27 protein-coding genes are annotated in these 25022 nt (G+C 30.2%); 16 read left to right on the forward strand and 11 right to left on the reverse strand.

Annotated features, from left to right (window positions below):
- Nucleotides 1–138: 138 nt before the first annotated feature.
- The 11 genes from UEQ13_RS14685 to UEQ13_RS14735 all read left to right on the forward strand — a co-directional run bounded on the left by UEQ13_RS14685 (nt 139) and on the right by UEQ13_RS14735 (nt 8083).
- Entirely contained in the window at nt 139–588 is a 450-nt protein-coding gene (locus UEQ13_RS14685; protein ID WP_329807084.1) for a transposase, read from the forward strand.
- A 74-nt stretch (nt 589–662) separates the two neighbouring features.
- On the forward strand, nt 663–1448 hold the full coding sequence (locus UEQ13_RS14690; RefSeq protein ID WP_329807086.1) for a toxin-antitoxin system YwqK family antitoxin: 786 nt from the start codon (nt 663–665) through the stop codon (nt 1446–1448).
- Nucleotides 1449–1802: 354 nt separating this feature from the next.
- On the forward strand, nt 1803–2696 hold the full coding sequence (gene cyoE / locus UEQ13_RS14695; protein ID WP_407934664.1) for a heme o synthase: 894 nt from the start codon (nt 1803–1805) through the stop codon (nt 2694–2696).
- A gap of 117 nt (nt 2697–2813) precedes the next feature.
- Nucleotides 2814–3398 (forward strand): cytochrome c oxidase subunit 3, encoded by a 585-nt coding sequence (locus tag UEQ13_RS14700; RefSeq protein ID WP_329807088.1) that lies wholly within the window; start codon nt 2814–2816, stop codon nt 3396–3398.
- A 44-nt stretch (nt 3399–3442) separates the two neighbouring features.
- Complete coding sequence (locus UEQ13_RS14705) at nt 3443–4411, forward strand: cytochrome c oxidase subunit 3 (RefSeq protein ID WP_329807090.1); 969 nt, start codon at nt 3443–3445, stop codon at nt 4409–4411.
- A 22-nt stretch (nt 4412–4433) separates the two neighbouring features.
- On the forward strand, nt 4434–4784 hold the full coding sequence (locus tag UEQ13_RS14710) for a cytochrome C oxidase subunit IV family protein (protein WP_329807091.1): 351 nt from the start codon (nt 4434–4436) through the stop codon (nt 4782–4784).
- A gap of 77 nt (nt 4785–4861) precedes the next feature.
- Nucleotides 4862–5554, forward strand: a complete 693-nt coding sequence (locus UEQ13_RS14715) for a hypothetical protein (protein ID WP_329807093.1) — start codon at nt 4862–4864, stop codon at nt 5552–5554.
- Between the two features lie 18 nt (nt 5555–5572).
- Nucleotides 5573–6475, forward strand: a complete 903-nt coding sequence (locus UEQ13_RS14720; RefSeq protein WP_329807094.1) for a hypothetical protein — start codon at nt 5573–5575, stop codon at nt 6473–6475.
- Between the two features lie 13 nt (nt 6476–6488).
- A complete protein-coding gene (locus UEQ13_RS14725) occupies nt 6489–7115 on the forward strand; it encodes an SCO family protein (RefSeq protein WP_329807095.1) in 627 nt (208 codons plus the stop codon).
- A gap of 130 nt (nt 7116–7245) precedes the next feature.
- Entirely contained in the window at nt 7246–7827 is a 582-nt protein-coding gene (locus UEQ13_RS14730; protein ID WP_329807096.1) for a DUF420 domain-containing protein, read from the forward strand.
- Entirely contained in the window at nt 7817–8083 is a 267-nt protein-coding gene (locus UEQ13_RS14735) for a hypothetical protein (protein ID WP_329807098.1), read from the forward strand. Before UEQ13_RS14730 ends, UEQ13_RS14735 begins: the two co-directional genes overlap by 11 nt.
- Before the next feature lie 79 nt (nt 8084–8162).
- On the opposite strand, the gene UEQ13_RS14740 is transcribed toward UEQ13_RS14735, so the two are convergent.
- Nucleotides 8163–9554 carry a DUF4403 family protein gene (locus UEQ13_RS14740; RefSeq protein ID WP_329807099.1) on the reverse strand — a complete coding sequence of 464 codons (1392 nt, stop codon included), beginning with the start codon at nt 9552–9554 and terminating at the stop codon, nt 8163–8165.
- 172 nt (nt 9555–9726) lie between these two features.
- Here UEQ13_RS14740 and UEQ13_RS14745 point away from each other — a divergent pair, with 172 nt between their 5' ends.
- The 3 genes from UEQ13_RS14745 (at nt 9727) to tsaB (ending at nt 13239) form a co-directional block, all read left to right on the forward strand.
- On the forward strand, nt 9727–11157 hold the full coding sequence (locus UEQ13_RS14745) for a TolC family protein (protein ID WP_329807100.1): 1431 nt from the start codon (nt 9727–9729) through the stop codon (nt 11155–11157).
- A 4-nt stretch (nt 11158–11161) separates the two neighbouring features.
- Nucleotides 11162–12487 (forward strand): efflux RND transporter periplasmic adaptor subunit, encoded by a 1326-nt coding sequence (locus UEQ13_RS14750; protein WP_329807102.1) that lies wholly within the window; start codon nt 11162–11164, stop codon nt 12485–12487.
- A gap of 83 nt (nt 12488–12570) precedes the next feature.
- Nucleotides 12571–13239, forward strand: a complete 669-nt coding sequence (gene tsaB / locus UEQ13_RS14755; RefSeq protein WP_329807103.1) for a tRNA (adenosine(37)-N6)-threonylcarbamoyltransferase complex dimerization subunit type 1 TsaB — start codon at nt 12571–12573, stop codon at nt 13237–13239.
- Between the two features lies 1 nt (nt 13240).
- Here the strand turns inward: tsaB and UEQ13_RS14760 are convergent, their stop codons facing one another.
- Both UEQ13_RS14760 and UEQ13_RS14765 read right to left on the reverse strand, forming a co-directional pair.
- Nucleotides 13241–14002, reverse strand: coding sequence for a mechanosensitive ion channel family protein (locus tag UEQ13_RS14760; protein ID WP_329807105.1), 762 nt, complete (start codon nt 14000–14002; stop codon nt 13241–13243).
- A 104-nt stretch (nt 14003–14106) separates the two neighbouring features.
- Nucleotides 14107–15003, reverse strand: a complete 897-nt coding sequence (locus tag UEQ13_RS14765; RefSeq protein ID WP_329807106.1) for a NifU family protein — start codon at nt 15001–15003, stop codon at nt 14107–14109.
- Between the two features lie 176 nt (nt 15004–15179).
- On the opposite strand from UEQ13_RS14765, the gene UEQ13_RS14770 reads away from it, so the two are divergent.
- Both UEQ13_RS14770 and UEQ13_RS14775 read left to right on the forward strand, forming a co-directional pair.
- Complete coding sequence (locus UEQ13_RS14770) at nt 15180–16199, forward strand: PorP/SprF family type IX secretion system membrane protein (RefSeq protein WP_329807107.1); 1020 nt, start codon at nt 15180–15182, stop codon at nt 16197–16199.
- 48 nt (nt 16200–16247) lie between these two features.
- Entirely contained in the window at nt 16248–16763 is a 516-nt protein-coding gene (locus UEQ13_RS14775; protein WP_329807108.1) for a gamma carbonic anhydrase family protein, read from the forward strand.
- A gap of 137 nt (nt 16764–16900) precedes the next feature.
- On the opposite strand, the gene murI is transcribed toward UEQ13_RS14775, so the two are convergent.
- The 8 genes from murI to UEQ13_RS14815 all read right to left on the reverse strand — a co-directional run bounded on the left by murI (nt 16901) and on the right by UEQ13_RS14815 (nt 24952).
- Nucleotides 16901–17677: a glutamate racemase gene (murI, locus tag UEQ13_RS14780; RefSeq protein WP_329807109.1), complete on the reverse strand. Its 777-nt coding sequence runs from the start codon at nt 17675–17677 to the stop codon at nt 16901–16903.
- 74 nt (nt 17678–17751) lie between these two features.
- Nucleotides 17752–18258, reverse strand: a complete 507-nt coding sequence (locus UEQ13_RS14785) for an OmpH family outer membrane protein (RefSeq protein ID WP_329807110.1) — start codon at nt 18256–18258, stop codon at nt 17752–17754.
- Between the two features lie 25 nt (nt 18259–18283).
- Nucleotides 18284–19120 (reverse strand): OmpH family outer membrane protein, encoded by an 837-nt coding sequence (locus UEQ13_RS14790; protein WP_329807111.1) that lies wholly within the window; start codon nt 19118–19120, stop codon nt 18284–18286.
- A 37-nt stretch (nt 19121–19157) separates the two neighbouring features.
- Entirely contained in the window at nt 19158–21776 is a 2619-nt protein-coding gene (bamA, locus tag UEQ13_RS14795; RefSeq protein ID WP_329807112.1) for an outer membrane protein assembly factor BamA, read from the reverse strand.
- A gap of 7 nt (nt 21777–21783) precedes the next feature.
- On the reverse strand, nt 21784–22518 hold the full coding sequence (locus tag UEQ13_RS14800) for an isoprenyl transferase (RefSeq protein ID WP_407934665.1): 735 nt from the start codon (nt 22516–22518) through the stop codon (nt 21784–21786).
- Between the two features lies 1 nt (nt 22519).
- Nucleotides 22520–23206: a type IX secretion system protein PorG gene (gene porG, locus UEQ13_RS14805; RefSeq protein ID WP_329807113.1), complete on the reverse strand. Its 687-nt coding sequence runs from the start codon at nt 23204–23206 to the stop codon at nt 22520–22522.
- A gap of 198 nt (nt 23207–23404) precedes the next feature.
- The gene (locus UEQ13_RS14810; RefSeq protein WP_329807115.1) at nt 23405–24289 is read right to left on the reverse strand and encodes an NAD kinase; all 885 of its coding nucleotides are present in this window, start codon (nt 24287–24289) and stop codon (nt 23405–23407) included.
- A 3-nt stretch (nt 24290–24292) separates the two neighbouring features.
- Complete coding sequence (locus UEQ13_RS14815; RefSeq protein ID WP_329807117.1) at nt 24293–24952, reverse strand: CBS domain-containing protein; 660 nt, start codon at nt 24950–24952, stop codon at nt 24293–24295.
- Nucleotides 24953–25022 lie beyond the last annotated feature (70 nt).

Genomic DNA, 25022 nt, shown 5'->3' on the forward strand with positions numbered 1-25022 from the left:
TTCGCGTGGTTTTCTAATAATTATTGAAACATAATAAATGAGTAGAAATTATAAATTCCATAATTCAGAAGGTATTTATTTTGTAAGTTTCGCAGTTGTAGGTTGGTTAGATGTGTTATAAGAAATGAATATAAAGATTTGATTATTGAAAGTTTAGAATTTTGTCAAAAAAGTAAAGGAATGGAAATACATGCTTGGTGTATTATGACAAATCATTTACATTTGATTTTTAGAAGTATTGAAAATCAAAAACCGGAACTTTTATTAGGCGATTTTATAAGATTTATAAGTAGAAGTTTCATTAAAGCAATACAGGAAAATCCTAGTGAAAGTAGAAAAGAATTTTTATTAGATTATTTTAAAAAAGAACCTAAAAAAACCTCGAATACTAGTAATTTTCAATTTTGGCGACACGATAATAAACCAATAGAATTATGGAGTAACGAAGTAATACAACAAAAAATCAATTATATCCACAATAATCCAGTTGAACAAGGAGTTGTATTTAGACCTGAAGATTATAAATATAGTAGTGCATCAGACTATGCCGTAGAAAAAGGTTTATTAGATAATGTTGTAGTGTTTTAGTATTTTAAATTATAAAACCACGCGAAGGGATTCGCGCGGCAGTGGGGCTAATGAAGTTCAACAAAAAAAGAAAAATGAAAGTAAATAATAAAATTAAAATGACTTTAGTTTGTTTGACTATTGTAATTATTGGACTGATAATTTTTTATAAATTCTTTAAAACAGAAAAAGTATATGTTTTTAAAGAATTTAATTCAAAGGGACAATTAATAGGTACAAAAGAATATGTATTAAGAGATGGGAATGCCATTATTCATGGAAAATTCATTGACTACAATATTAAAGGAATTAAAATTTCTGATGGTCAATTCATTAATGGTCACATTTATGGTAAAACTTCATATTATTATGATAACGGTAAAATTGAAGAAGTTCATTTTAGGAAAGATAAAGAAACTACTTTAGAAAGTATATTTTATAATCCAAAAGGATATATTGAAAAATACATAATATATGATGATTATGGTAATTTCTTTAACACTATTTATTTCGATGAGAAAGGGCCAACGAATTATTCAGGACGTTTTCAAATAGAAATATATCAACACAAATTTGCTAATAAAGCAAAATTTAACATCAAAGAAGACCAATATTTAAAAATAGGTGACACATTAAAATATAGCTATATAATTGCTAATATTCCTAATGCAAAACTTAGTTTTAAAATTGATAATTTAAGTATTGATAATTCTAAAGTTAAAAGAACGCAAAAAAACATTCTTCCTGCTCAAATTGATGTAAAAGAAGTTTTAATCAAAAAAGGTAAAAACACTATTAGAAGTATTGTCAGATATGAATTTAATGACAAAGTTACACCAGTTTTTACTGATACTCTTACTTTTGATGTTAATGTAAATTAGGGTAATGTCCCAAATTATGATATGGAGTAATTCACTAAAATAAATAACACTAAAACAGTAGCTAGAAATATAATATTTTTTAGTTGCTGTTTTATTTTTTGGAATAAAAGTAAATTAAAACAAAAAATCCCAACCGTTGAAAGTTAGGATTCTTGCTTTAATTAAAAGATCTGGTAAATCTTAATACCACGCGAAAGGATTCGCGCAGCAGCAGATATAAGTCACATTTAAATCCCGTAGGGATGTCATATTTTGTAACAATGGATTTTAATCCATTGGTTGTAAAAAAAATAAAACTCAGTACACAAAACTCACAACTTCTTACTATCTTTGCCCTCGATTAAAAATTCACTTTTGGAAACAAATACTATAACCCTAAAATCAGTTTTTTTGGATTTTAAAGAAATAACTAAAGCCGGCTTAGCTATAAGTGTGGTTTTTTCTTCTATTGTGGGGTATTTATTGGGTTTTTCAGAAACGCATCCTTTTAGTATTACTACACTTTTATTATTAGCCATCGGCGGATATTGCATGGTAGGCGCGTCAAACATTTTCAATCAAGTCATTGAAAAAGATTTAGATGCCAAAATGGATCGTACGAAAAACCGTCCCGTTCCATCAGGTAGAATGTCTGTCAACAAAGCTTTAACTTTAGGTTTCGTGTTAACGTTTGTCGGGTTAATTGTTTTATATATCATCAATCCAAAAACTGCTATGTTTGGTGCCATCTCCATATTTATGTATGTGAGTTTATATACACCGTTAAAAACATTAACACCTTTATCTGTTTTTGTGGGTGCTTTTCCAGGTGCCATTCCATTCATGTTAGGATGGGTAGCTGCAACAGGTAATTTCGGCATTGAAGCAGGAACGTTATTTTTAATTCAGTTTTTCTGGCAATTCCCACATTTCTGGGCAATCGGCTGGTTCTTATTTGAAGATTATGAAAAAGCAGGTTTCTTTATGTTGCCAACAGGTAAACGCGACAAGAAAACAGCCATACAAATTATATTATACACCTTTTGGTTAATGGTAGCTTCGGTACTTCCAGTTTTTGGTTTCACTGGAAAATTACAGTTGTCAGTGGTTGGAGCAGGAGTTGTTTTGTTTTTAGGAGCTTGGATGATGTATTGGGCTTTTAAATTATATAAAAACAGAGATGCAAAAACTGCAAAAAAACTAATGTTAGTTAGTGTAACTTACATAACTTTGCTGCAAATCATTTATGTAATTGATAAATTTATATAAGTAAAGAAATAAAACGTAAAACATAGATTAGTTTTCTATGTTTACTTTTAAAATAAAATAGCAGAAAGCACAAAAATTCTATGTGACTATGTGTTTAAAAAAATAAAAAAATAAAAAATGGAAAGCATTTCAGTTCAAGAAGCTTACGATAAAAAAGCAAAAACATATAAAATGTTGTTATACTTCGGTATGATTAGTATTATTATGATTTTTGCTGGATTAACGAGTGCATTTGTAGTAAGTAAACAACGCCCAGATTGGTTAAAAGATTTAGCCATTCCAGATACATTTACATACAGCACAATTGTTTTAATAATAAGTAGTATTACGTTTTATCTAGCAAAAAAAGCAATAAAAGAAAATAATCAATCTTTAACTACAGTGTATTTATTAATCACTTTAGGTTTGGGATTAACGTTTGTGTATCTTCAGTTCAAAGGATTCGATTTATTGTTCAATCAAGGGTTAGTTCCTTTCGGTTCTTCAAGCAAAGTTACGGTCTCTTTTTTGTATGCTTTCGTGTTTGTACACGTTGCGCACCTGTTTGGAGGTATGATTTCGTTAATTTATGTAATTTATAATCATTATAAACAAAAATACAATTCGTCGCAATGCCTTGGTATTGAACTAAGTGGCATGTATTGGCACTTTATGGATTTTATTTGGGTATACTTGTTTTTATTTTTCTATTTTTTCAAATAGAAAAAAATCAATAAATTTGGGAACTTTTTAACAATAACTATTTTATGAGCGCTACGGTTAATAATGAACACGCTTTAGACGGAGGTCCAGGACCAATGGGAGCCACTTATGGTAAAATGATGATGTGGTTTTTCATCGTATCAGATGCTTTAACCTTTTCAGGTTTTATCGCTGCTTACGGATTTTCTAGATTTAAATTTATCGAAACTTGGCCAATCGCCGATGAGGTATTTACTCACTTTCCATTCCTACACGGTGTAAATGCACCAATGTACTATGTGGCATTGATGACGTTTATCCTTATCTTTTCTTCAGTAACAATGGTAATTGCCGTTGATGCTGGTCACAAATTACAAAAAACAAAAGTAGCGATTTACATGTTGCTTACTATTGTTGGTGGTTTTATGTTCTTAGGTTCACAAGCTTGGGAATGGAAAAATTTCATCAAAGGTGAGTACGGAGCGGTGGAAACTGCTGGAGGTTCTATTTTGCAATTTGTGGATAAAGATGGTAAAAGAATAAAACTTGAAGAGTTTGCTGCTACTTTACCTGAAGAAAGAGAACAATTGACAAGAGATAAAGGGGTTTGGTTTATGGAAGAAGATCATGCTTTACCAGCCTATTCAGTTGCTGAAGTAATTGCAGGATTCAAAGCACATCCAGAACTTTTAGTAAGAACAGAGTTTATTACTAAAGACAAAGAAAAAACAGTTCTTTCTCGTGAAGAATCTGAAAAAAGATTAAATGACGCCATTCTAGTTGTAGAAGGTGCAAGTTTAATTAGAAATGAATACGGACATAAATTATTCGCAGATTTCTTCTTCTTTATTACAGGTTTCCACGGATTCCACGTATTTTCAGGAGTAATGCTTAATATCTTAGTTTTCTTTAATGTATTATTAGGTACTTACGAAAGAAGAAAAAGTTATGAAATGGTAGAGAAAGTTGGTTTATATTGGCACTTTGTCGATTTAGTATGGGTGTTTGTATTTACATTCTTCTATTTAGTTTAATTTTTAGTAAAAAGAAAATATTATGGCACACGCACATGAATCTAACATGAAAAGAATCTGGACAGTTTTTGGAATCTTATCTATCATAACAACTGTTGAGGTTGCTTTAGGTATTGTAAAACCACATAGTTTATACTTTACCAATCTTTTAAGTATGAATTTACTAAACTGGATATTTATTATCTTAACAGTTGTAAAAGCATACTACATTATGTGGGCATTTATGCACTTAGAAGGTGAAAAGAAAAGTTTACGTTGGTCTATTGTAGCTCCTTTAGTATTCTTAATTTTATATTTATGCTTCATCGTTTTAGTAGAAGCAGATTATATTTTTGAAGTATTTAAAAATTCTCATTACAAATGGATTTTTTAACAAAATTTATATAAATCAATCCCGACTAACGTCGGGATTTTTTTTTACCTTTGTTTTTCAAAATTTAGCTTTCTATAATGAAAAAATATTTAGTATTATCTGTTCTATTCATCTTGCCTATAGTGGCTTATATGTTTTTCGCAACAGCCTCACACAATTCTCTTTTTCTTCCAATTATTTCAAAAAATCATTCTGATATTCCAAGTCAATTCGTTTCATTAAACAATGAAAAAATTACTTTAGATAAAAACATTACGGTTTTAGGTTTCCCTGGAAGTGATATTGAAGAAGTAAAAGCAAATTTATTCAACTTAAATCAGAAAATTTACAACAAATACGGTGGGTTCAAAGATTTTCAAATGGTAATGATTTTGCCTGATGGCAATCAAGAGAAAATTAAAGCCATCATGTTAGAGTTTCGTAGATTGTCTAACGATTTAAAAAACTGGCATTTCCTTTTCGGTAAACCAGAAGATATCGAAACGTATTTTAATACATTCAATTTCAAAAACACCTTAAACGATAAATCAGGAACTTCTTTCGTATATATTATCGATAAAGAAAAATGCCTTCGTGGAAGAAAAGGGCAAGAAATAAAAGGAAAAGTAGAATACAGAGAATGTTACAACACTATTTCTGCTGCCGAATTGCACAATGAAATGTCTGATGATGTAAAAATTCTTCTTCGCGAATACCGTTTAGCACTAAAAAAGAACAAACGCAAAGATGAATTCAGAGATAAAATTGAGCAAGAAGTTAAAAAGAAGTAATTAGTTAATATATACGTTATGAAAAAGCGATATATCATAATAATTGTGATGTTTATCTTTTTGAATTTTAGTTATTCTCAAATTAAGAAAATAGTAATCTTTGATAAGTTTAATAATTCAGTTGTTGAAAATGCTTTTTTAAAATTTGATGATAGTATTAATTTTGTTTCTGACAAAAATGGTCTTATTTTATTGAAAAAATTTAAAAATGAAAATTTCTCAATTTCTCATTTGTCTTATAAGCCTTTTAGAAACAAATTTTCATTAATAACAGATACAATATTTCTTGAAACTAAATTTAATAGTATTGATGAAATTACTATAAACAATAAAGTTGTTAAGATATTAAAGCCTAAAAAAGCTTTTGGAAATTTAAATCCAAGAAATTATGGAGGTGGTGGTGCACCACTTGATGAAAAACTGATTTACGCGATTTATATTCCAAATAAAACAGGTAAAGAATTTTATATTAACGAAGTAAGTCTTGAACCAACTGGATATTCTTTAGTTTATGGTAATGGAAAATTAAAAGAAAAATTTGAGAATCATAAATATGCACCATTTAAACTCGATATTTATAGTAATGATTCAATATATAATATTCCTAAACAATCAATTTTGAAAGAACCAGTAATCATTATTTTGGAAAAGGATAAAAAATTTGCAACCGCTTCTTTTGACGAAAAATTTGTTATTGATAATAACGGTTTTTTTATTGTTTTGACTGCTTTGGAAAAATCATATTATGAAAATATTGGATTTAAAAGTTCTCCTGCATTTAATACAATTCAAGCAGATAAAGAAACCAAATATTTAATGTTAACTAAAAACATTGCTGTTGAAGATAGTATTTGGAAACAAGATTTAAGAAATAGAGATTATAATACAATATTTAACTTTTCAATTCAAATTGAAAATTAGAAAAAATAGAATCATGAAAAAAAACTCATACATCGGAATAACGTTTATCGTTTTATTGTTCGGAATTTGGACCGTAAAAGAATTAACCGAAAAATTTAAAAATAACGGTTTAGAAAAGTTAAGCAAAGTTCCAAATTTTGAATTAACGGACCATAACGGTAAAAAAATATCTAACAAATCATATGAAGGAAAAGTGTATGTGGTAGAGTTTTTCTTCGCATCTTGTCCAACTATTTGTCCGAAAATGAATCAAAACATGTTACAATTGCAAGAAGCATTTTACGGAGATTTGAATTTCGGAATTGCATCTATAACTATTGATCCAGAAAATGATACGGTTGCTTCCTTAAATGAACACGCTAAAAAATTAGGAGTGAAACATTCTAATTGGCATTTTCTTACAGGCGATTACGACTATATTATGAATTTAGCTAACAAAGGATTTAATATTTTTGCTGGAAAAAACGAAAAAGTACAAGGCGGATTTGAACATTCTGGATTATTCGCTTTAATCGATAAAGAAGGAAATATCAGATGCAGAAAAGATAAATTCGGTAATCCAATTTTATACTACGATGGTTTAGAACAAACTGGAATCGACGCAATCAAAGAAGATGTCAAATTATTATTAGAAGAATAGTTAGAAGAGCCAAGTAAAAAGGCAAAAGGCAAAAGGGATAAGTAAAAGTTTAATTCTTTGCGAACTTTGCGAATCCATTGCGAGCTTTGCGGTTAATAATTATCGAGAAGAAGTAAAAAACAAATACATTATGGAAAACAACATAGAAACAAAATACAACAAACTAATTACAGCGGTATCCATCATTATTCCTGTTGCAGTAGCAGCACTGTTTGGAGTTAACTTAAGAAAATTAGGATACGATGTAGAGCCGTTAAACTTTTTACCACCAATTTATGCAACGATTAACGGAATTACAGCAGTTTTATTAATTGCAGCAGTTGTTGCTATTAAAAACGGTAAAAGAAAACTACACGAAAACTTGATGAAAACTGCAATTGCGTGTTCTATTGCGTTTCTGTTAATGTATGTGGCGTATCACATGACATCAATTTCTGCAGTTTATGGAGATGTGAATCATAATTCTATTTTAGAGGAATCTGAAAAATTAGCCGTAGGAAGTTCAAGAGCAATTTATTTAATAATTTTATTAACGCATATTGCCCTTTCAGTAATTATTATTCCTTTGGTGTTAATTACTTATGTTAGAGCATTAGCACAACGTTTTGACAGACATAAAAAAATTGCGAAAATCACATTTCCAATTTGGTTATACGTAGCAATTACAGGTGTTATAGTTTATGTAATGATTTCTCCCTATTATGTTAAGTAATGTTAGAAACTGGAAGCTGGTTGCAGGAAGTAAAGCAGTAGTTTTTGCTATTGCCTTTTGCTTATTGCCTTTAGTTTCAATTGGACAATGTGCTATGTGTCGCGCTTCCTTACAAAACGAAGCGAATAAAGCCGCTGCAGAAGGTGTAAACGACGGAATTGTGTATTTAATGGCAATACCCTACATTTTAGTTGCCGGTGTTTTTTATGCGGTTTACAGGCTAAAACAAAAAAAGAAAGAACAAGTATCTTCATAAAAAAATCCCGTTCCGATAATCAGAACGGGATTTTTTATATCGTAAATCCAAAATCATAAATCGTAAATCGTAAATAGAATTAGTCCATTCCGTCAATCGTAATTTTCATTGTTCCTGTTGAAGTAATAAAAGCTACAATTCCTTTTTCGGTAAGTTCCATTTTTTCAAAGATGAAATCATTTAATTTTCCATTTACGAAAACACCTTTCATTGGAGAATAATTCGTTAAATACGGTAACATGTTTTTCTTGCCTTCGTCTAAATTGGGTTTGATAGAATATTTACAACTTTCTTTAATTTTATTCAAAATCATACCTTGTAATAACCAATTAGCAGTTCGAGTTAAAATGCCTTTGGTGTTTAAAACATAATCCATTTCTTCAAAATAAATTTCTTTTGTTTCTGAATTGTATTTCGGAATACCAGCTAAATAAATCGTACCGTTTACAGAACCTAACATATCTAACGCAATAATCATTTTACCATCTTTATACCATAAATCGACTTTTTGAACCGTAACTTTTCTTTTTCCAGAACCAAATTCCTGTCCCATAAAGTTTTTAGTCATAATTCTACTCGCGCTTTCATAAGTGGAAACCGCTGCAATCGAAGCGTTAAAATCTGATGGAATTTTACTTACTGCTTTGGAAGTAATTTTCGTTCTGTCAAATCCGTTTTTTGGTTTTTGTCCGATTAAAGTTTGCATCTGACATTTCATGCCTAAATTCATCGTAATTTTTGAATGACTCAAAACCGCATTCGTACTATAAATTTCGTTTGGCACTAATTTAAACCAAGTTTCATACGTTTCATTTGCCATAAATGGAGTAGAAATAGTTTCTAAAACATTCATAACTTGTTCTTTGAAATCACAACTTTTGTTAATCGCTTCATCAATCATTTTAGCTACTTTTCCTTTAAAAATCGATAAAGTCGGATTAATGATATACGTAATCGGAACATTTTTCCCTGCAACTAAAATACTCGGACTTTCACTCCATTCGAAATCTTCAATTTTTGAAGTCGTGTTCAATTTCCAATTCGCAAAATTGGCTTTGCTGTTTAAGGTTATGGTTCCGTTTAAGTTGATTTCTCTAGTATCGTTTAAACCCATAAACTCCGTTCCATATTTTATTTTTGCCCAAATTTTTAAGGGAATAACAGAAACTATTTCTCCGTTTTTTTCTACCAATTTAATGTCGGAGGTTTTCCAAATTTTCATTTCGGTTTTGTCGTCATTCAAAATGGAATCATTATAAATCAAACCTTTTAAGTTTTTATTTAAATGGTATTCAATTTCTTTCATGCTCACTTCCATTGGCATAGAAATTAGCGAAGTTTTATTGCTATAAACTATTGGTGCGTTATTAGTTGGCTCTGGTTTCAAAGCTTCAATTTTTTTAGTTGAGCTACAACTAAAAAGTCCAATATTTAAGAGTCCGAAAAGCAAAATTTTAATTTTTAAATTCATTATAATGGTATTACGCTAGTTTCAAATAGATTCCTGATGAAAACGCAAAGAAACTCAAAATATTGTTTTTTGAAATTCCTGAGATTTTTTTTTAGGTATAAAAGTAAAATATTAATTGGAAAGTGTAACAAATTTTTGAAAAATAGGTCAAATAAGAAAAACATTAATAATAATGAAATCAGTACAACTATTAGTAGTATTATTTTTTGCGAGTGTTGCTTCTTTTGCCCAAGAAAAAAAATGGACTTTAAAAGAATGTATCAATCATGCCATTCAAAATAATATTTCTATAAAGCAATCAGAATTAGATTTACAAACTACCTCCATTACTAAAAAAGATGCGATTGGTAATTTTCTACCAAGTTTAAACGCGTCTGGATCACATTCTTGGAATATTGGTTTGAATCAGAACATTACAACGGGTTTACTTCAAAATCAAACCACTCAGTTTACATCTGCGAATTTGAATGCCAATGTTGATATTTTTAAAGGTTTACAAAATGTAAATCAGTTAAGAAAAGCGAATTTATCTATTATCGCATCGCAATATCAATTGACAAAAATGCAAGAAGATGTAGCTTTAAATGTAGCGAATGCGTATTTGCAAATTTTATTCAATAAAGAAAATTTGAAAGTGCAAACCGTGCAAAATTTATTGGATACTAAACAATATAATAGAACCGTTCAATTGGTTGATGCAGGTAATGTGCCAAAAGGCGATTTATTAGACATTCAAGCAACAATGGCTTCTGGGAAACAACGCGTAATTGTAGCGGAAAATACTTTAATGTTATCAAAATTAAGTTTAGCACAATTGCTTCAAATTCAAGATTTTCAAAATTTTGATGTTTCAGATGAAGATATGCCAACTATGTTGTCTACTATTTTAAGTGAAACGCCTGAAGCACTAATTACTAAAGCAAAAGAGACTAGGACAGACTTAAAAATTTCTAATACAAATATAGAGATTGCTAAAAAAGATATAAGTATTGCTAAAGGCGCTTATTTGCCTACTTTATCTGGGTTTTACGGATTTAATACTAGAGCATCTTATTCTAAAAGAGTTACAGGTTTTACTTTAGATGCTTCAAATCCAATTCCAATTGGTTACGTTAATGGAACTAATCAGATTGTATACCAACCAAATTACACATCAACTGTAGGAAATCCATCGCCGGTTTTTGATCAGTTTGATAAAAACAAAGGTCAAAATTTTGGTTTATCATTAAACATACCAATTTTTAATGGTTTTGCAGTTAGAAATAATGTAGCTAGATCTAAAATTGCTTTAGATAGAGCTGAATTAGCGAAAAGTCAAACAGAATTAGATGTGGAACGTAGTGTTTTTACAGCTTATACAGATACTAAAGCAGCTAAAGAAAGTTATGAAGCTGCTTTACAAATTGAAAAAGCACGTGAGTTAGCGATGCAATACGCAAAAGATAGATACGAAATTGGAATGATGAATATTTTCGATTACAATCAATCTCAAACGGCATTCGTAAATGCACAATCAGAAGTATTAAGAACCAAGTACGATTATATTTTTAGAATTAAAATTTTAGAATTTTATTTCGGAATTCCACTTATAGAAAAACAATAAAGCCATGTCAAGAAAAAAATTATTTATCATTTTAGGAAGTGCAGTCGCTGTTATTGCACTATTAATTGTTCTGAAAAAATCAGGAAAAATTGGAAATAACGACGACGGTAAAGTGGTTGAAGTTTCTAAAGCAGAAACGATGACAATTGTTGAAACGGTTTCGGCAACTGGAAAAATTCAACCAGAAGTTGAAATTAAAATTATGCCAGAAGTTTCTGGTGAAGTTATTGCCTTAAATGTAAAAGAAGGGCAAGAAGTTAAAAAAGGACAGTTGTTAGTAAAAATCAATCCAGATATTTATACTTCTGGTGTTGATAGAACAGTAGCGTCTTTATCTACTTCAAAAGCTGGAGTAAGTCAAGCGGATGCTCAAGTTAAAGAAGCGAAAGCGAACTACGACAGAAATAAAAAATTATTCGAGAAAGGCGTTATTTCTCGTTCAGAATGGGATAGAATTGTTTCTGCTTATGAAGTGGCAGTTGCAAGTAAACAATCTGCTTATTATCAAATGAAATCTGCTTCAGCAAACGTAACAGAAGCAAGTGATAACTTAAAAAGAACTACCATTTTCGCACCAGCTGATGGAACGATTTCTAAATTAGATATCGAATTAGGTGAAAGAGTTTTAGGGCAACAACAAATGGCAGGTACAGAAATGATGCGTATTGCCAACTTAAACAATATGGAAGTTGAAGTGGATGTAAATGAAAACGATATCGTAAAAGTAAGCATTGGTGATTCGGCTAAAATTGAAGTAGATGCGTATTTAAAAAGAAAATTTGATGGCGTGGTAACGAGTATTTCTAACTCTGCTACAACAGGTTTAACAGCAGATCAAGTAACTAATTTTAAAGTAAAAGTAAGATTAGTAAAAGAATCGTACCAAGATTTATTAGATGGAAAACCAGTGAGTTATTCACCTTTCCGTCCAGGAATGACGGCTACAGTTGATATTGAAACAAAAAGAAGTACAAATGTTTTAGCGGTGCCAATTAGTGCTATTGTTATTAAAGATGATACGACTTCAACTAAGAAAGATATTGTAGCAGAAATTGAAAAAGAAGAAGCGGAGAAAAAAGGTAAAGCGCCTAAAAAAGATATTAAATTCGAATGTGTTTTTGTTAAAGTTGGCGATAAAGCTAAGATTAGAGTCGTAAAAACTGGAATTCAAGATGATACAAACATTGAGATTTTATCAGGTTTGAAAAAAGGAGATGAAATTATTACAGGTCCTTATACTTTAGTTTCAAAAGAGTTGATGCCTAATGATAAAGTACGATTAGAAACCAAATCTGATAGAGACAAAAAAGCAAAAGAGCAGAAAAGTTAGTTATGAATAGATTTTGATTTTAAGAAGGCACAAGTAATTGTGTCTTTTTTTTTGTTTCTTTGTATCACTAAAATAGTATTAAAATGGCATTACTTCTCAATATAGAAACCGCAACTAAAAATTGTTCTATAGCTTTGGCTAAAGACGGAATAACTATAGCTATAAGAGAAATCGCAACTCAGAATTTTTCTCATGCTGAAAAATTGCACGTTTTTATTGAAGAACTTTTTGCAGAAACGAATTTAAAGCTACAGGATTTAAATGCGATAGCAGTTAGTCAAGGTCCGGGTTCTTATACAGGTTTGCGAATTGGTGTTTCAGCTGCAAAAGGGTTGTGTTATGCGTTGTCGGTTCCGTTAATTGCTGTTGATACGTTAGAATTATTAGCCAGAAAAATTACTATTACAGAAGGAATTATCGTTCCAATGATTGATGCACGTAGAATGGAAGTATTTTGTGCCTTCTTTGATAGCAACTTCAACAAAATAAAAGAAACCAAAGCTGAAATCATTGATGAAAACAGTTATCAAGATATTTCTGAAACTATGCATTTAATTGGAGATGGTGCGATGAAGTTTAAAGACGTATTAACAGCTGCAAAATTTCAATATTACCCAGAAATTGAATTTCCATCGGCTACAGAAATGGCATTAGTTTCTTATGAAAAATTCCAAAAAAAGGAATTCGAAGATGTCGCATATTTCGAACCTTTTTATTTGAAAGATTTTGTTTTGATGACGAAGAAACAATAAATTAAATTCTCACCAAATCTTTACACTGTTCTAAAACATCTGATTTCACTTGCATGTGATTTGGGTTTTCTGTCCAAACTCTTGCGCTAAAATGAATTGATGATTCTGTAAAATTATTGATAAAAACATCCGCTTTTGGTTCTTTTAAAACCAATGGATGTTGATTGATGATTAGGTGAATCTTGTTTTTAATATCTGAAACATCAGAAGTGTAATTTGTGATGATTTCAATGTCAACTCGTCTGGTGCTTAGTTGGCTGTGATTTTTAATTTTTCCGTTAGATAAAATTCCATTCGGAATGTAAACTACTTGGTTGTTTGATGTGATTATTTTGGTTGAAAATATCAAAATTTCTGAAACTGTTCCTTGTTCGCCTTGTACTTCGATGGTGTCACCAACTCGAAACGGTTTGAATAAAATAATTAAAATTCCACCAGCAAAATTGGATAAGGAACCTTGTAAAGACAAACCAACAGCCAAACCTGCTGCTCCTAAAATGGCAACAAAAGAGGAAGTTTCTACACCTAATTTAGATATTACGCTAATGAAAAGCATAGTTCTTAAGGTCCAAAAAATGATGTTTCCTAAGAAATTAGTTAACGTAATTTCAACGTTTCTTTTGAACATTAATTTTTTGGCTGTTCTGGTTATAAAACTCGTTAACCATAACCCACCAAATAGCATAAGTAATGCTACAGCAACTTTTGGTGAATAATCAAAAATTAGATTTTTTATTGTGTTTAAATATGTTTGAAATTCCATTATACTTTTTTTGCAAAAATAAAAAAGCGCTCAATAAAAAGAACGCTTTTTGTAATTATTTATAAAATTTAATTAATCTAACTCGAAAGTTGTTTTAAATGATGTTACCCATTCATCGCTTCAACCACAATTGTATTGTTTTTTAGCATATCACGTAACATGTTCTCAATTCCGTTTTTCAAAGTGAATGTTGAAGAAGGACAACCGCTACAAGCGCCTTGTAAAGTTACTTTTACCACATTTGTAGTTTCGTCGTATGAATTAAAAGTAATGTTCCCGCCATCACTTTGTACGGCCGGTTTCACATATTCTTCTAAAATATTGATGATTTCTTGAGAAGTTACATCTAAATTATCAAAAAATTCCTCTTGTTTAATTTTGAAATTATCTGTTTTTTCGATTAAACTTTCGTCAACTACTAAATCAGTTTGTTCTAAATACTGTTTTAAAAACGTACGCAATTCTAATGTGATGTCATTCCATTCTGCAATATCGTATTTCGTAATTGAAATGTAATTTTCGTCAATGAAAACTTCTTTTACAAACGGAAAACTAAATAAATCTTTTGCTAATGGAGACGCTTTAGTTCCATCGATGTTTTTGCATTCTACAGCAGTGTTCGTTAGTTTTTTATTAGCTACGAACTTGGTTACTGAAGGATTTGGTGTTGATTCGGCATAAATAGTTACCGGATTTTTTTTAGTAGTAGTTTCTTCTAAAATTATTTTGCCGCCTTTTTCTATGAAATCTTCAATTTGCTTTGCCACATCTTCCTGAACATCTTCCCATTCAACAATAGAAAATTTTTCTATCGCAATAAAATTTCCAGAAATATAAACTGATTTTACAAACGGAAGATAAAATAATTGTTTAGCTAATGGCGAATTTTCAGTTTCGTCAATATTCTTAAATTCAAAATTTTGGTTTCTTGTGATAAATTCCTCTAATTCAAATTTAACAATTGAGTCGTTATTAGTAGTTTTTATTGATATTTTACTCATTTGATTCTTTATTTTTTGCAAAGATACAAACATTGTATAAAGTAATTTGTTAATTTTAAATTAATACTAGAAATTGTGTATATTGTATTTTTATTTTTTATATATTTGGCAAATTGAATAAAATTAATAACAACTGATACTAGGAATCCTATTCTGAAAAGAAATAAACGAATACTATGAAACTAAGAAACTTATTACTACTTAACTTAATTATTTTTTTTCAATCAGCATATTCTCAAGAAGGAATTGCTGTATATACTGATTACTTAACGGATAATTATTATTTAATACACCCATCAATGGCTGGTGCTGCAAATTGCGCCAAACTTAGAGTTACAGGTAGACAACAATGGTTTGGTCAAGAGGACGCGCCTTCGCTACAAACTATGAGTTTTAATACCGCTTTAGATGAAGATGGAAAATCAGGTATTGGTATTATTGCTTTTAACGATAAAAATGGTTACCATTCTCAAACAGGTGCGAAATTATCATACGCACATCATATTTTATTTTCAAGATCTAAGGCAGATTTAAATATGCTTTCTTTTGGATTAAGTGCGGCAATGATTCAAAGTAGATTAGATGAAACTGCTTTTACTGAATTTGACCCACAAATTTATGGTGGAATTACTCAAAAAGATTCTTATTTTAATTTAGATGTGGGTGCTTCTTATCATTATATGGATTTTTTCACACACGTTACTGTTAAAAATTTTATAGCTAATAGAAGAGAATTATATTTAGCTGGAATTGAATCTGATAATTTAAGAAAATATTTGTGGAGTGTTGGAGCTAATTTTGGTGATGATGAAAAAGTTTCAATTGAACCATCATTTATGTTTCAAATTACTGAACAAACTGGAGAAAAATCTATTGATTTAAATGCGAAAGTATATAAAGCTATGGAGTTCGGTAAACTTTGGGGAGGACTTTCATACAGAAGAAGTTTCGACGGTGCTGTGTATTCAAAAGAACCAGGAAAACCAGGAAGCGTATTAAATAACCAAAAATTACAATGGATTACTCCTTTTGTTGGTGTAAACTTTAAACAGTTTATGGTTGGCTATTCATACAATAAAGTATTAGGTGATGTTAAATTTGACAATGCAGGTTATTATCATCAGTTAACTATTGGTATGAACTTATTCTGTAAACCAAAAGCATTTGACTGTAACTGTCCAGCAGTTGCAAACTAAGATATTTAATCCCGATTTATTCGGGATTTTTTTTTAAATTTTTTTATTATGATTATTAAAGAAGTTAGAGGTAAAAAACCTGCTATTCCAGCTGATTGTTATATTGCAGAAAATGCTACTATTGTAGGCGATGTTTCGTTTGGTGAAAAATGTAGCGTTTGGTTTAATGCAGTTATCAGAGGTGATGTTAACTTTATTTCAATTGGGAATAAGGTCAATATTCAAGATGGTGCAGTTATTCATTGTACGTATTTGAAACACCCAACTATTATTGGAAATAACGTTTCTATTGGACATAATGCGATTGTGCATGGTTGTACGATTCATGACAACGTTTTGGTGGGAATGGGCGCAATTATAATGGATGGTTGTGTGATAGAAAGCAATTCAATAATAGGAGCGGGTAGTGTAGTGACACAAAACACACATGTAGAAAGTGGTTTTATTTATGCTGGTATTCCTGCAAAGAAAGTAAAAGAGCTTAACACAAGTGATTTCGCTGGCGAGATTGATCGTATTTCTAATAACTACGTTATGTATTCAAGTTGGTTTAAGGAAGACTAAAAAGACGTTGATGTGTATTTTAGCCGTGGTTGTAGCGGCATCCTTTTATTTTGTTGCTTTTGATTCAGAAAAGCAACAAAATAAAAGATATAGCGGAAGACACGACAATTTTTGTTTTGAAACAGAATGTTGTGCTTCTAAAAATCTTTATAATTGACTTTAAATTTAGGTCCAATTAATTCTTGCATAACTTCTGGTGGGTTATTAATATAAAATGTTTGTTTTGTAGTTTTCGAAGTATTAAACAGATGGTTAATTTCCAGAATATGTTTGGTCTGTTTTGCAACAGCTTCGCCCGAATCAATAATTTTGATGTGATTCGGAATAATTTTTTGAATTTGCGGAATTAAGTACGGATAATGTGTACAGCCCAAAACTAAGTAATCAATATCTTGTGCGACCATTGGAAGTAAATATTCTTCCAAAAGTTGTGTCATTTTTTTAGAGTGCATTTCTCCATTCTCAATTAGTTTGACTAAGTCAAAACCAATTTGTTCCACAACTTTTACATCAGAATATAAAGCTACAGTTTGATGAAAAAGTTCACTATTGAGTGTGCCTTGTGTAGCTAAAATTCCAATTTTTTGTGTTTTTGAATGTAATGCTGCGGGTTTTATAGCAGGTTCTATTCCTATAAATGGAACATCGTAGGCTGCTCTTAAGGCTTTTATGGCATTTGTAGTTGCGGTATTGCAAGCAACAATGATAAGTTTGCAATTGTTGTTCAGTAAAAACTCAGTGTTCTTTTTGCTTAATTCTATTATTTCTTCCTTAGTTTTTTGACCGTAGGGTGCATTTTTACTATCGGCTAGATAAATAGTGCTTTCATTAGGTAAAAGGGCGTGAACTTCCTTCCAAATAGAAGTGCCACCTACGCCAGAATCGAAAAGTCCAATTGGGTTGTTATTGCTCATAAAACAAATGTAAAAAAAAAACTGCTCAATCTAAAAATAAGATGGAGCAGTTCTGGTATTTTTTTGTATTGTTATTAGAAACCTAATTCTTTTTTAACATCAGCTAATAAATCAACACCGTCAGCTAATAAAACTCCGCTACCTACAGTTGAGTCTAAAACGTATTGAATTCCTTTTGCACGTGCTACTTTTTGAATAGCTGCTTGTGCTTTTTCCATTAATGGTTTTTGTAATTCAACTGATTTATCTTGTAATGATTTTGAAGCATCATCTTGATATTTTTGAATTCTAGTTCCCATATCTTGCATTTCTTGAGAACGTGTTTGGTTTAAAACATCTCCAGCAGTTTCTGCTTCTTTTTGATATTGAGCTGCTTTAGTTTGGTATTCAGTTACCAATTTTTTGTATTCTGTATCGTAACCTTCTCTCAATTTATTTAATTGAGTTTCTGCTGCTTTCATTGCTGGCATTGTAGTCATTAAAGCACTTACATCAATATGTCCAACTTTAGTTTGAGCACTTGTTACTTGCGCTCCAAAAAACATTACTATTGCAATAAATAGGGTCTTTAATTGTTTCATTTTAATTTAATTTAATAAGGGTTATTTACTTTTTTTTTGGTTCTGGGTTATTATTATTCTCTTTTTTCTTATTTAATAAGGCGTCTCTTTTTGCTTTTTGATCTTCTAATAATTTCTGACGCGCTTCTGTTCTTGTTTTTAAAAGTTCTGCTCTTTTTTCGTCTGCTTCTTTTTTCTTAGCAGCCACTGCATCTTTTCGTTCTTGTAACTTTTTTTCTCTATCGTCTTTTGTGGCTTGAACTTTTTTCTCTTTTTCTAATATTTCAGGATTTTCAGTAGTTTCAAATTCTCTTAAATTTTTGGCGTCCTGAATTTTTTGTTGTTTTTTAGATAGCTCTACTTTTTTTCCTGCTCTTGCTAAAGCATCTACAACAAAATCGCTAATATCAAATCGTTCTGCTGTAAAAAGCATGGTTAAATCCGATGATTTATCGAAAATGAAATCGTAATTTCTTTTCGCAGCAATATCTTGTACAATATTAAATACTTGGTCTTGTATTGGTTTTACTAACGCCGATTTTTGAATCATTAAGTCGCCTTGTGGTCCAAATCTTTTTTGTTGGTAATCTAGCATTTCTTTTTCAAGAACGTTTATCTCTTCTTCTTTGTCGTTAATTAATTCCTTAGTTAACAATACTTTTTCAGATGCTAAAGCATCTTTAAGTTTTTTGATTTCATTTTTCTTGGTTTCAATTTCTTGCTTCCAAGTGTTTGCTTTTTGTTCTAATTGGTTTTTAGCTTCTGCATATTCTGGAACTTTTTCCAAAATATATTCCATGTCAATATATCCAATTTTTGTTGTTTTTTGTGCTTGCGCTACAAATAAAACAAAACTAAAAAGTAAAACAAAATATTTTTTCATAAACTTAAAATGTTAAATTCAACTATCGTGCCAAAGTTTAAAATTGTTGTCCGATGATAAAGTGAGGCTGCCAACCACTTTTTACTGTACCACCCGGAATTGGGTCGAAACCATGAGCGAAATCTATACCTAATAATCCGAATGCAGGCATAAATACTCTTAATCCTACACCTGCAGAACGTTGCATTTTGAATGGATCAAATTTCTTGAAACTATCAAATGCAGAACCCGCTTCTAAGAAAGTCATCGCATAAATTTTTGCTGATTGTTTCATTGTAATTGGATATCTTAACTCCATAGAGTATTTGTTATATACTGTTCCTCCGTTAGACGAAGATAAGGAATTATTTGTATATCCACGCAATTGTACTACTTCTCTACCATCTAATGAGTAGTTCGGTGTTCCATCTCCACCAACATAAAATCTTTCAAATGGTATAACTCCTCTTTCTTGATTGTATGCGCCAAGGAAACCAAATTCCCCTCTTGTACGTAAAACGAGTTTTTTGTATATTTTAGTATACCAATCCCCACTAAATTTAATTTTATAAAATTCTAACCATTTAAATCTTTCTTGGTCAATTTTAGATTGATCAGCAATTCCTTCTTGATAGTTTGTAGTTGCATCACCAAATTGGTCAACATATGAACCAGATGGGACTTGATTTCCATTCGCGTTTGTGTATGCTGCTCCCGGGTTTTTATATTTATATTCTTCTTTGTTTTTTAAGCCACCATAATTAACACCATTAAATAATGAATACGGTAATGAGAATTTAGCAGAGACCGAAAAGTTTGAACCATATTCTGGAAAAACAGGGTCAATTCCTCTACTGTCACGTGTTAATGAAGTATTGAAAGCTAAGTTTCTTGAAGCTCCATTTCCAAATGTAAATAATCCAGTATTGTAGTTATTTAAATCATAGTAAGAAAAGGAAACAGAGTTTGATAAACTAAAGTAATCATCCGGCACTTTTAATCTTTTTCCATAACCAACTGTTAAAGTTGTGATGTTGAAACTTTTATCTCTAGTCACGTTCCTTGAAGAATAGTCGTATAAAAATTGTTTACTATGAGAAATAGACGTGAAAAAGCTAATTGGTTTTTTGCCACCTAACCAAGGTTCTGTAAATGACAAACTATATACTTGGAAACTTTGACTTCCTTGTAAACGTAAAGACATTTTTTGTCCGTCACCCATTGGTAAAGGTTGGTAGGCTTTTTTGTTGAATATGTTTTTTAACGAGAAGTTATTAAAAGATAAACCTAAAGTTCCAATGAAACCTCCAGCACCGTAACCTCCTTGAAGTTCTACTTGACTAGAACCTTTTTCTACAACTGTCCAATCTAAATCTACAGTTCCTGCAGCAGGATCCATATTTGTAGGTTCTGGTCTAATAGCTTCTGCATCAAAGAAACCTAATTGTCCTAATTCACGAACAGAACGAATTACTTGTTCTTTGTTCCATTTTTGTCCCGGACGGGTTCTTAATTCACGGTAAATTACTTTATCATTTGTTTTGTCGTTTCCTTTTACTGTAACGTTATTAAGATAAGCTACTGGGCCTTCAGAAATTCTTATTTCAAAATCAATGGTATCATTTGCTGTTTTTACTTCAACAGGATTTATGTTTGACCATAAATAACCATTATTTTGGTATAAATTAGTAACATCTTCACTATCTGGTGCCGTGTTATCTGCAATTCTTTTTTGTAATAATACGCCGTTGTAAATGTCTCCTTTTTTTATTCCTAAAATAGAGTTTAAGATTTGATCAGAGTATACGGTGTTTCCTAAGAATCTAATATCTCCGAAATAGTATTTTCTTCCTTCTTCAATAGAAACATCAATGTTGATTTTGTTTTTTTCTTTGTTGTAAACAACATTTTCTGAAACTATTCTAGCATCTCTATATCCTTTTTCTTTGTATTTCGAAACCAAAGAAGTTAAGTCTTCTTTATATTTGTCTTTAATGAATTTAGAAGATTTAAAAATTCTATAAATTTTCTGTTCTTTTGTGTTTTTGAATGTTTTTTTTAATTTTTTATCAGTCAATTTTTCATTACCCACAAAATTTATTTTACGAATCTTAACTTTTTTACCTCGATCCACAAAAATAACCATATCTACTTTTGTGTTTGTAGAGTCGGCTAATGTATTTATAGTAACTTTAGAGTTGTAATACCCGTCTTTTTTGTACTTGTTTTCTATGTAATTTTTGGTGTTTGTAAGTAAATTATCATTAACCACTTTACCTTTAGTTAGTTCAGTTTCTTTGATTATGTCTTCTTTTTTTCCTTTTTTTACACCTTTGATTTTTACTTCATTAAGTTTAGGTAGTTCGAACAATTCTAATTCAAGAAATATGTTTTCTCCTTCAATTTTTTTAACGTAAAAATTCACATCATTAAACAAGCCAAGTTTCCAAAGTTTGGTAATAGCTAAGCTGATTTCTTCACCAGGAATTCTAATTTTACTTCCGATTTCTAGTCCAGTAAATGTAATTACTGTTTGCTCATTGAAAGAAACTTTTCCAGTAACTTCAACATCAGCAAGAGTATATTCCTTTCCTTTATCTAAAGTTGTTTCTTGAGCATTTATTGTATTTCCTATAAATAATAAGGCAAATAAAAATAGTATTCTGTTTTTAAACATTGTCAATTTATCTAATTTGTTCGCTAGTTTTTCCAAATCTTCTTTCTCTTTTTTGATAACTTATTAGTGCTTTTTGTAATTCTTCTTCGTTAAAGTCTGGCCAAAGCACATCTGTAAAATAAAATTCAGCATATGCAATTTGCCATAGTAGGAAATTACTTATCCTGTGTTCGCCACTTGTTCTTATCACTAAGTCCACATCTGGCATGTTCTGTGTGTAAAGATGCTGATTAATAATTGATTCGTCAATAGCATCTGTTGAAATTATATTATTTTTAACTTTTTCTGAAATTATTTTAACAGCATTTATGATTTCATCTCTAGCGCCATAACTTAAAGCTAAAGTCAATGTCATTCGAGTATTATCTGTCGTTTTAGAAATAACTTCTTGTAATTCCTTTTTAACACCAGATGGTAAACTGTCTATATTACCAATGGCATTTAGTTTTATATTATTTTCTTGTAATGTTTTCAATTCTTTTTTCAACGCACTAATTAATAATTTCATTAATGTGTCGACTTCAATTTTTGGTCGGTTCCAGTTTTCTGTTGAAAAAGCATAAAGTGTTAAAAATTCAATACCTAATTTGGCGCAATTCTCAACAGTTTGTTTCACAGATTTGGTTCCTTTTTCATGACCAAAAACGCGTAACATACCTTGTTTTTTTGCCCAACGACCATTGCCATCCATAATGATAGCTAAGTGTTTTGGTAAATTATTTTTATCTATTTCTTTTTCCATTTTATTTATTTGCACAAAAACATGGGTTTTTCCCAAATGTATATGTTAATGTGAATCCTGTAAAAACGTACCAATCTTTATTGTTTAAATTTCCAAATTTTAAAGTTTCGAAATTTTCATTTTTAGGATTACTTCCATCTAAATTATCTGTAAATGTATATCTAGCACCCGTTTCCAATCCTAAAACCAAATGTTCTGTAACTTTTGCTTTTACACCAACTACCATTGGAATTGCAAACGAATAATGTTGATAATCTATTTTACTTACTTTGTTTAAAACAAAAGTTTCATTGTATACAAACGTTGAAATTCCAGAGTAAACATAAGGTGTGAAAACAAAATCCGACTGATGTAAATCGAAATCTAAGAAATTGAATTCTAAACCTGCTGAAAATTCTTTAATATTGTTTTTTATTTCAAAACCTCTTAACTTTTTATTTGGCGCATTACTTTCCACATCTTTTGCTGAAATTGATGTTTGAGTATACGAAAATCTCCAAGAATGTCTTGTACTTCTATTCCATTTGTAAAGCACACCTAAAGCCGCGTCTTTTGGGGCTAAATAGTCTGTTTTTCCAACGTCACCGATATAATTACTACCGCCTACAAATACTCCAATTTCGTGAATTTGACCGAAAGAAGTAATGCAGAATAATATTCCGATAATATTTAATAAAAATCTTTTCATTTTTTAAATAGTTTGCAAATATAATAATATTGAGGTACTAACCATCTTAAACCAAGTTTTTTTGATGATTAACTTGATGTAATAACGTAAAAAAATGAAAAATCGTGTGTTATTTCCAATATGTATTCCATATAGTTTGACTTTTATCAAACCATTTTTAATACTATCGGAATTTTAATCTTTTTAGAAAAGTGGTTTTTAGTTTCTTTTGTCTTCTCCCCAAAGCAGTTTTTTTCTAATAGTTCTTAAGAAACCTTCTTCAGGAAATTCTACAATTGAGATGAAAAAATCAGATTTTTTAACTGTAAGTGCAGTTTTGTTAGAAACAGATGTCATTCGGGAATCTAATGAAACTAAATATTGGTCTTCTCTTCCTTTTATTTTTAAAGTTAATTCAGAGTTGTCAGGGATTATTAAAGGTCTTGCTGTTAAATTATGTGGTGCAATTGGTGTAATTACAAAACAGTTAGATGTTGGCATAATTACAGGTCCGCCGCAACTTAATGAATATCCGGTTGAACCTGTTGGTGTAGAAATGATTAATCCGTCTGCCCAATACGAATTTAAATATTCATTGTTGATATACGTTTCAATCGTAATCATAGAAGTAGTATCTTTTCTGGAAACCGTAATTTCATTTAACGCGAAATTAATATCTTCTAAATCAATATTTCCAGGATGTGCATTTAAGCTAACTAAGGTTCTTTTTGAAATAGAGAAATCGTTGATTAAAACTCTATTCAATAAATTTTCAATATTTTCTTCTTGAACGGTTGCTAAAAAACCTAATCTTCCAGCATTAATTCCGATAATTGGTAAGTTAGAATCTCTAACAAAAGTGGCCGCTCGTAAAATCGTTCCATCACCACCAATACTAATTAGATAATCAAAATTATCTTTCAAGCATTCGTAAGAATCAAAGGTTTTGTAATTGGATAATTCTACATTATTTTCAAGTAACTTGTGATAAAAAACACTGTAGAAACATATTTCAATATTTTTTTGATCTAAAAACGCCACCACTTTTTCTACAATAGAATGGGTGTTGTTTTGATAATACTGACCAAATACGGCTATTTTCATAACTTAAATATTTAAATATTTATCTAAATAATCTGAACGTTCTTTTAAACCAGCCAAATAAGAATCTTCTTGGTGTTCAGATAAAATAGTATAATTGTATCTTCTAAACGTTTGAATAATTTCGTTAAAATTACTTTGCGATATTTTCAGTGTAATTTGGGTTAAAGTTGGAGTAGTGTTAGAAACGAATACGCCTAAAATTTTAGAATCATTACTTTCTATAATTTGGCAAATTTGACTGAATGTAAAATCGGAAGTTTCTTTTTCAATTACAATAATGCCGCCATCTTCTTTTACAAAAGTAGTTTCGTTTAAAAAATGCAACACATCATCCAATTCATAAAAACCAACATATTGATTTTTCTCATCCAAAACCGGTAATATATTCGTGTGATTTTTAGAAAATTCTTCAAAAACATCAAACCAATTCATAGTGCTTCGTACAAAAAAACGATGTAAACCAAATTTATGTTCGTTAATTGAAGTACCTACGGGAAGAATTTCTACATCATCTTTAGCAATGGAACCAATATAAACGTCTTGTTCTAAAACAGGAAAATGAGAGTAGTTAAAATCTAAAAACAAATTTTCCGCGTCAGCAACAGTATCGTTGACATGTAAAGGTTTAAATTCGATGTTTAAAAAATCAGTAATTTTATCCATAAATTATTAGTTCAAAACTATTGCAAATTAAGTAAAAAATACAAATTAGTCTATTTTTTGTTTGTAATTT

The organism is Flavobacterium facile, assembly GCF_036321945.1.
GTDB classification, from domain to species: Bacteria; Bacteroidota; Bacteroidia; order Flavobacteriales; family Flavobacteriaceae; genus Flavobacterium; species Flavobacterium facile.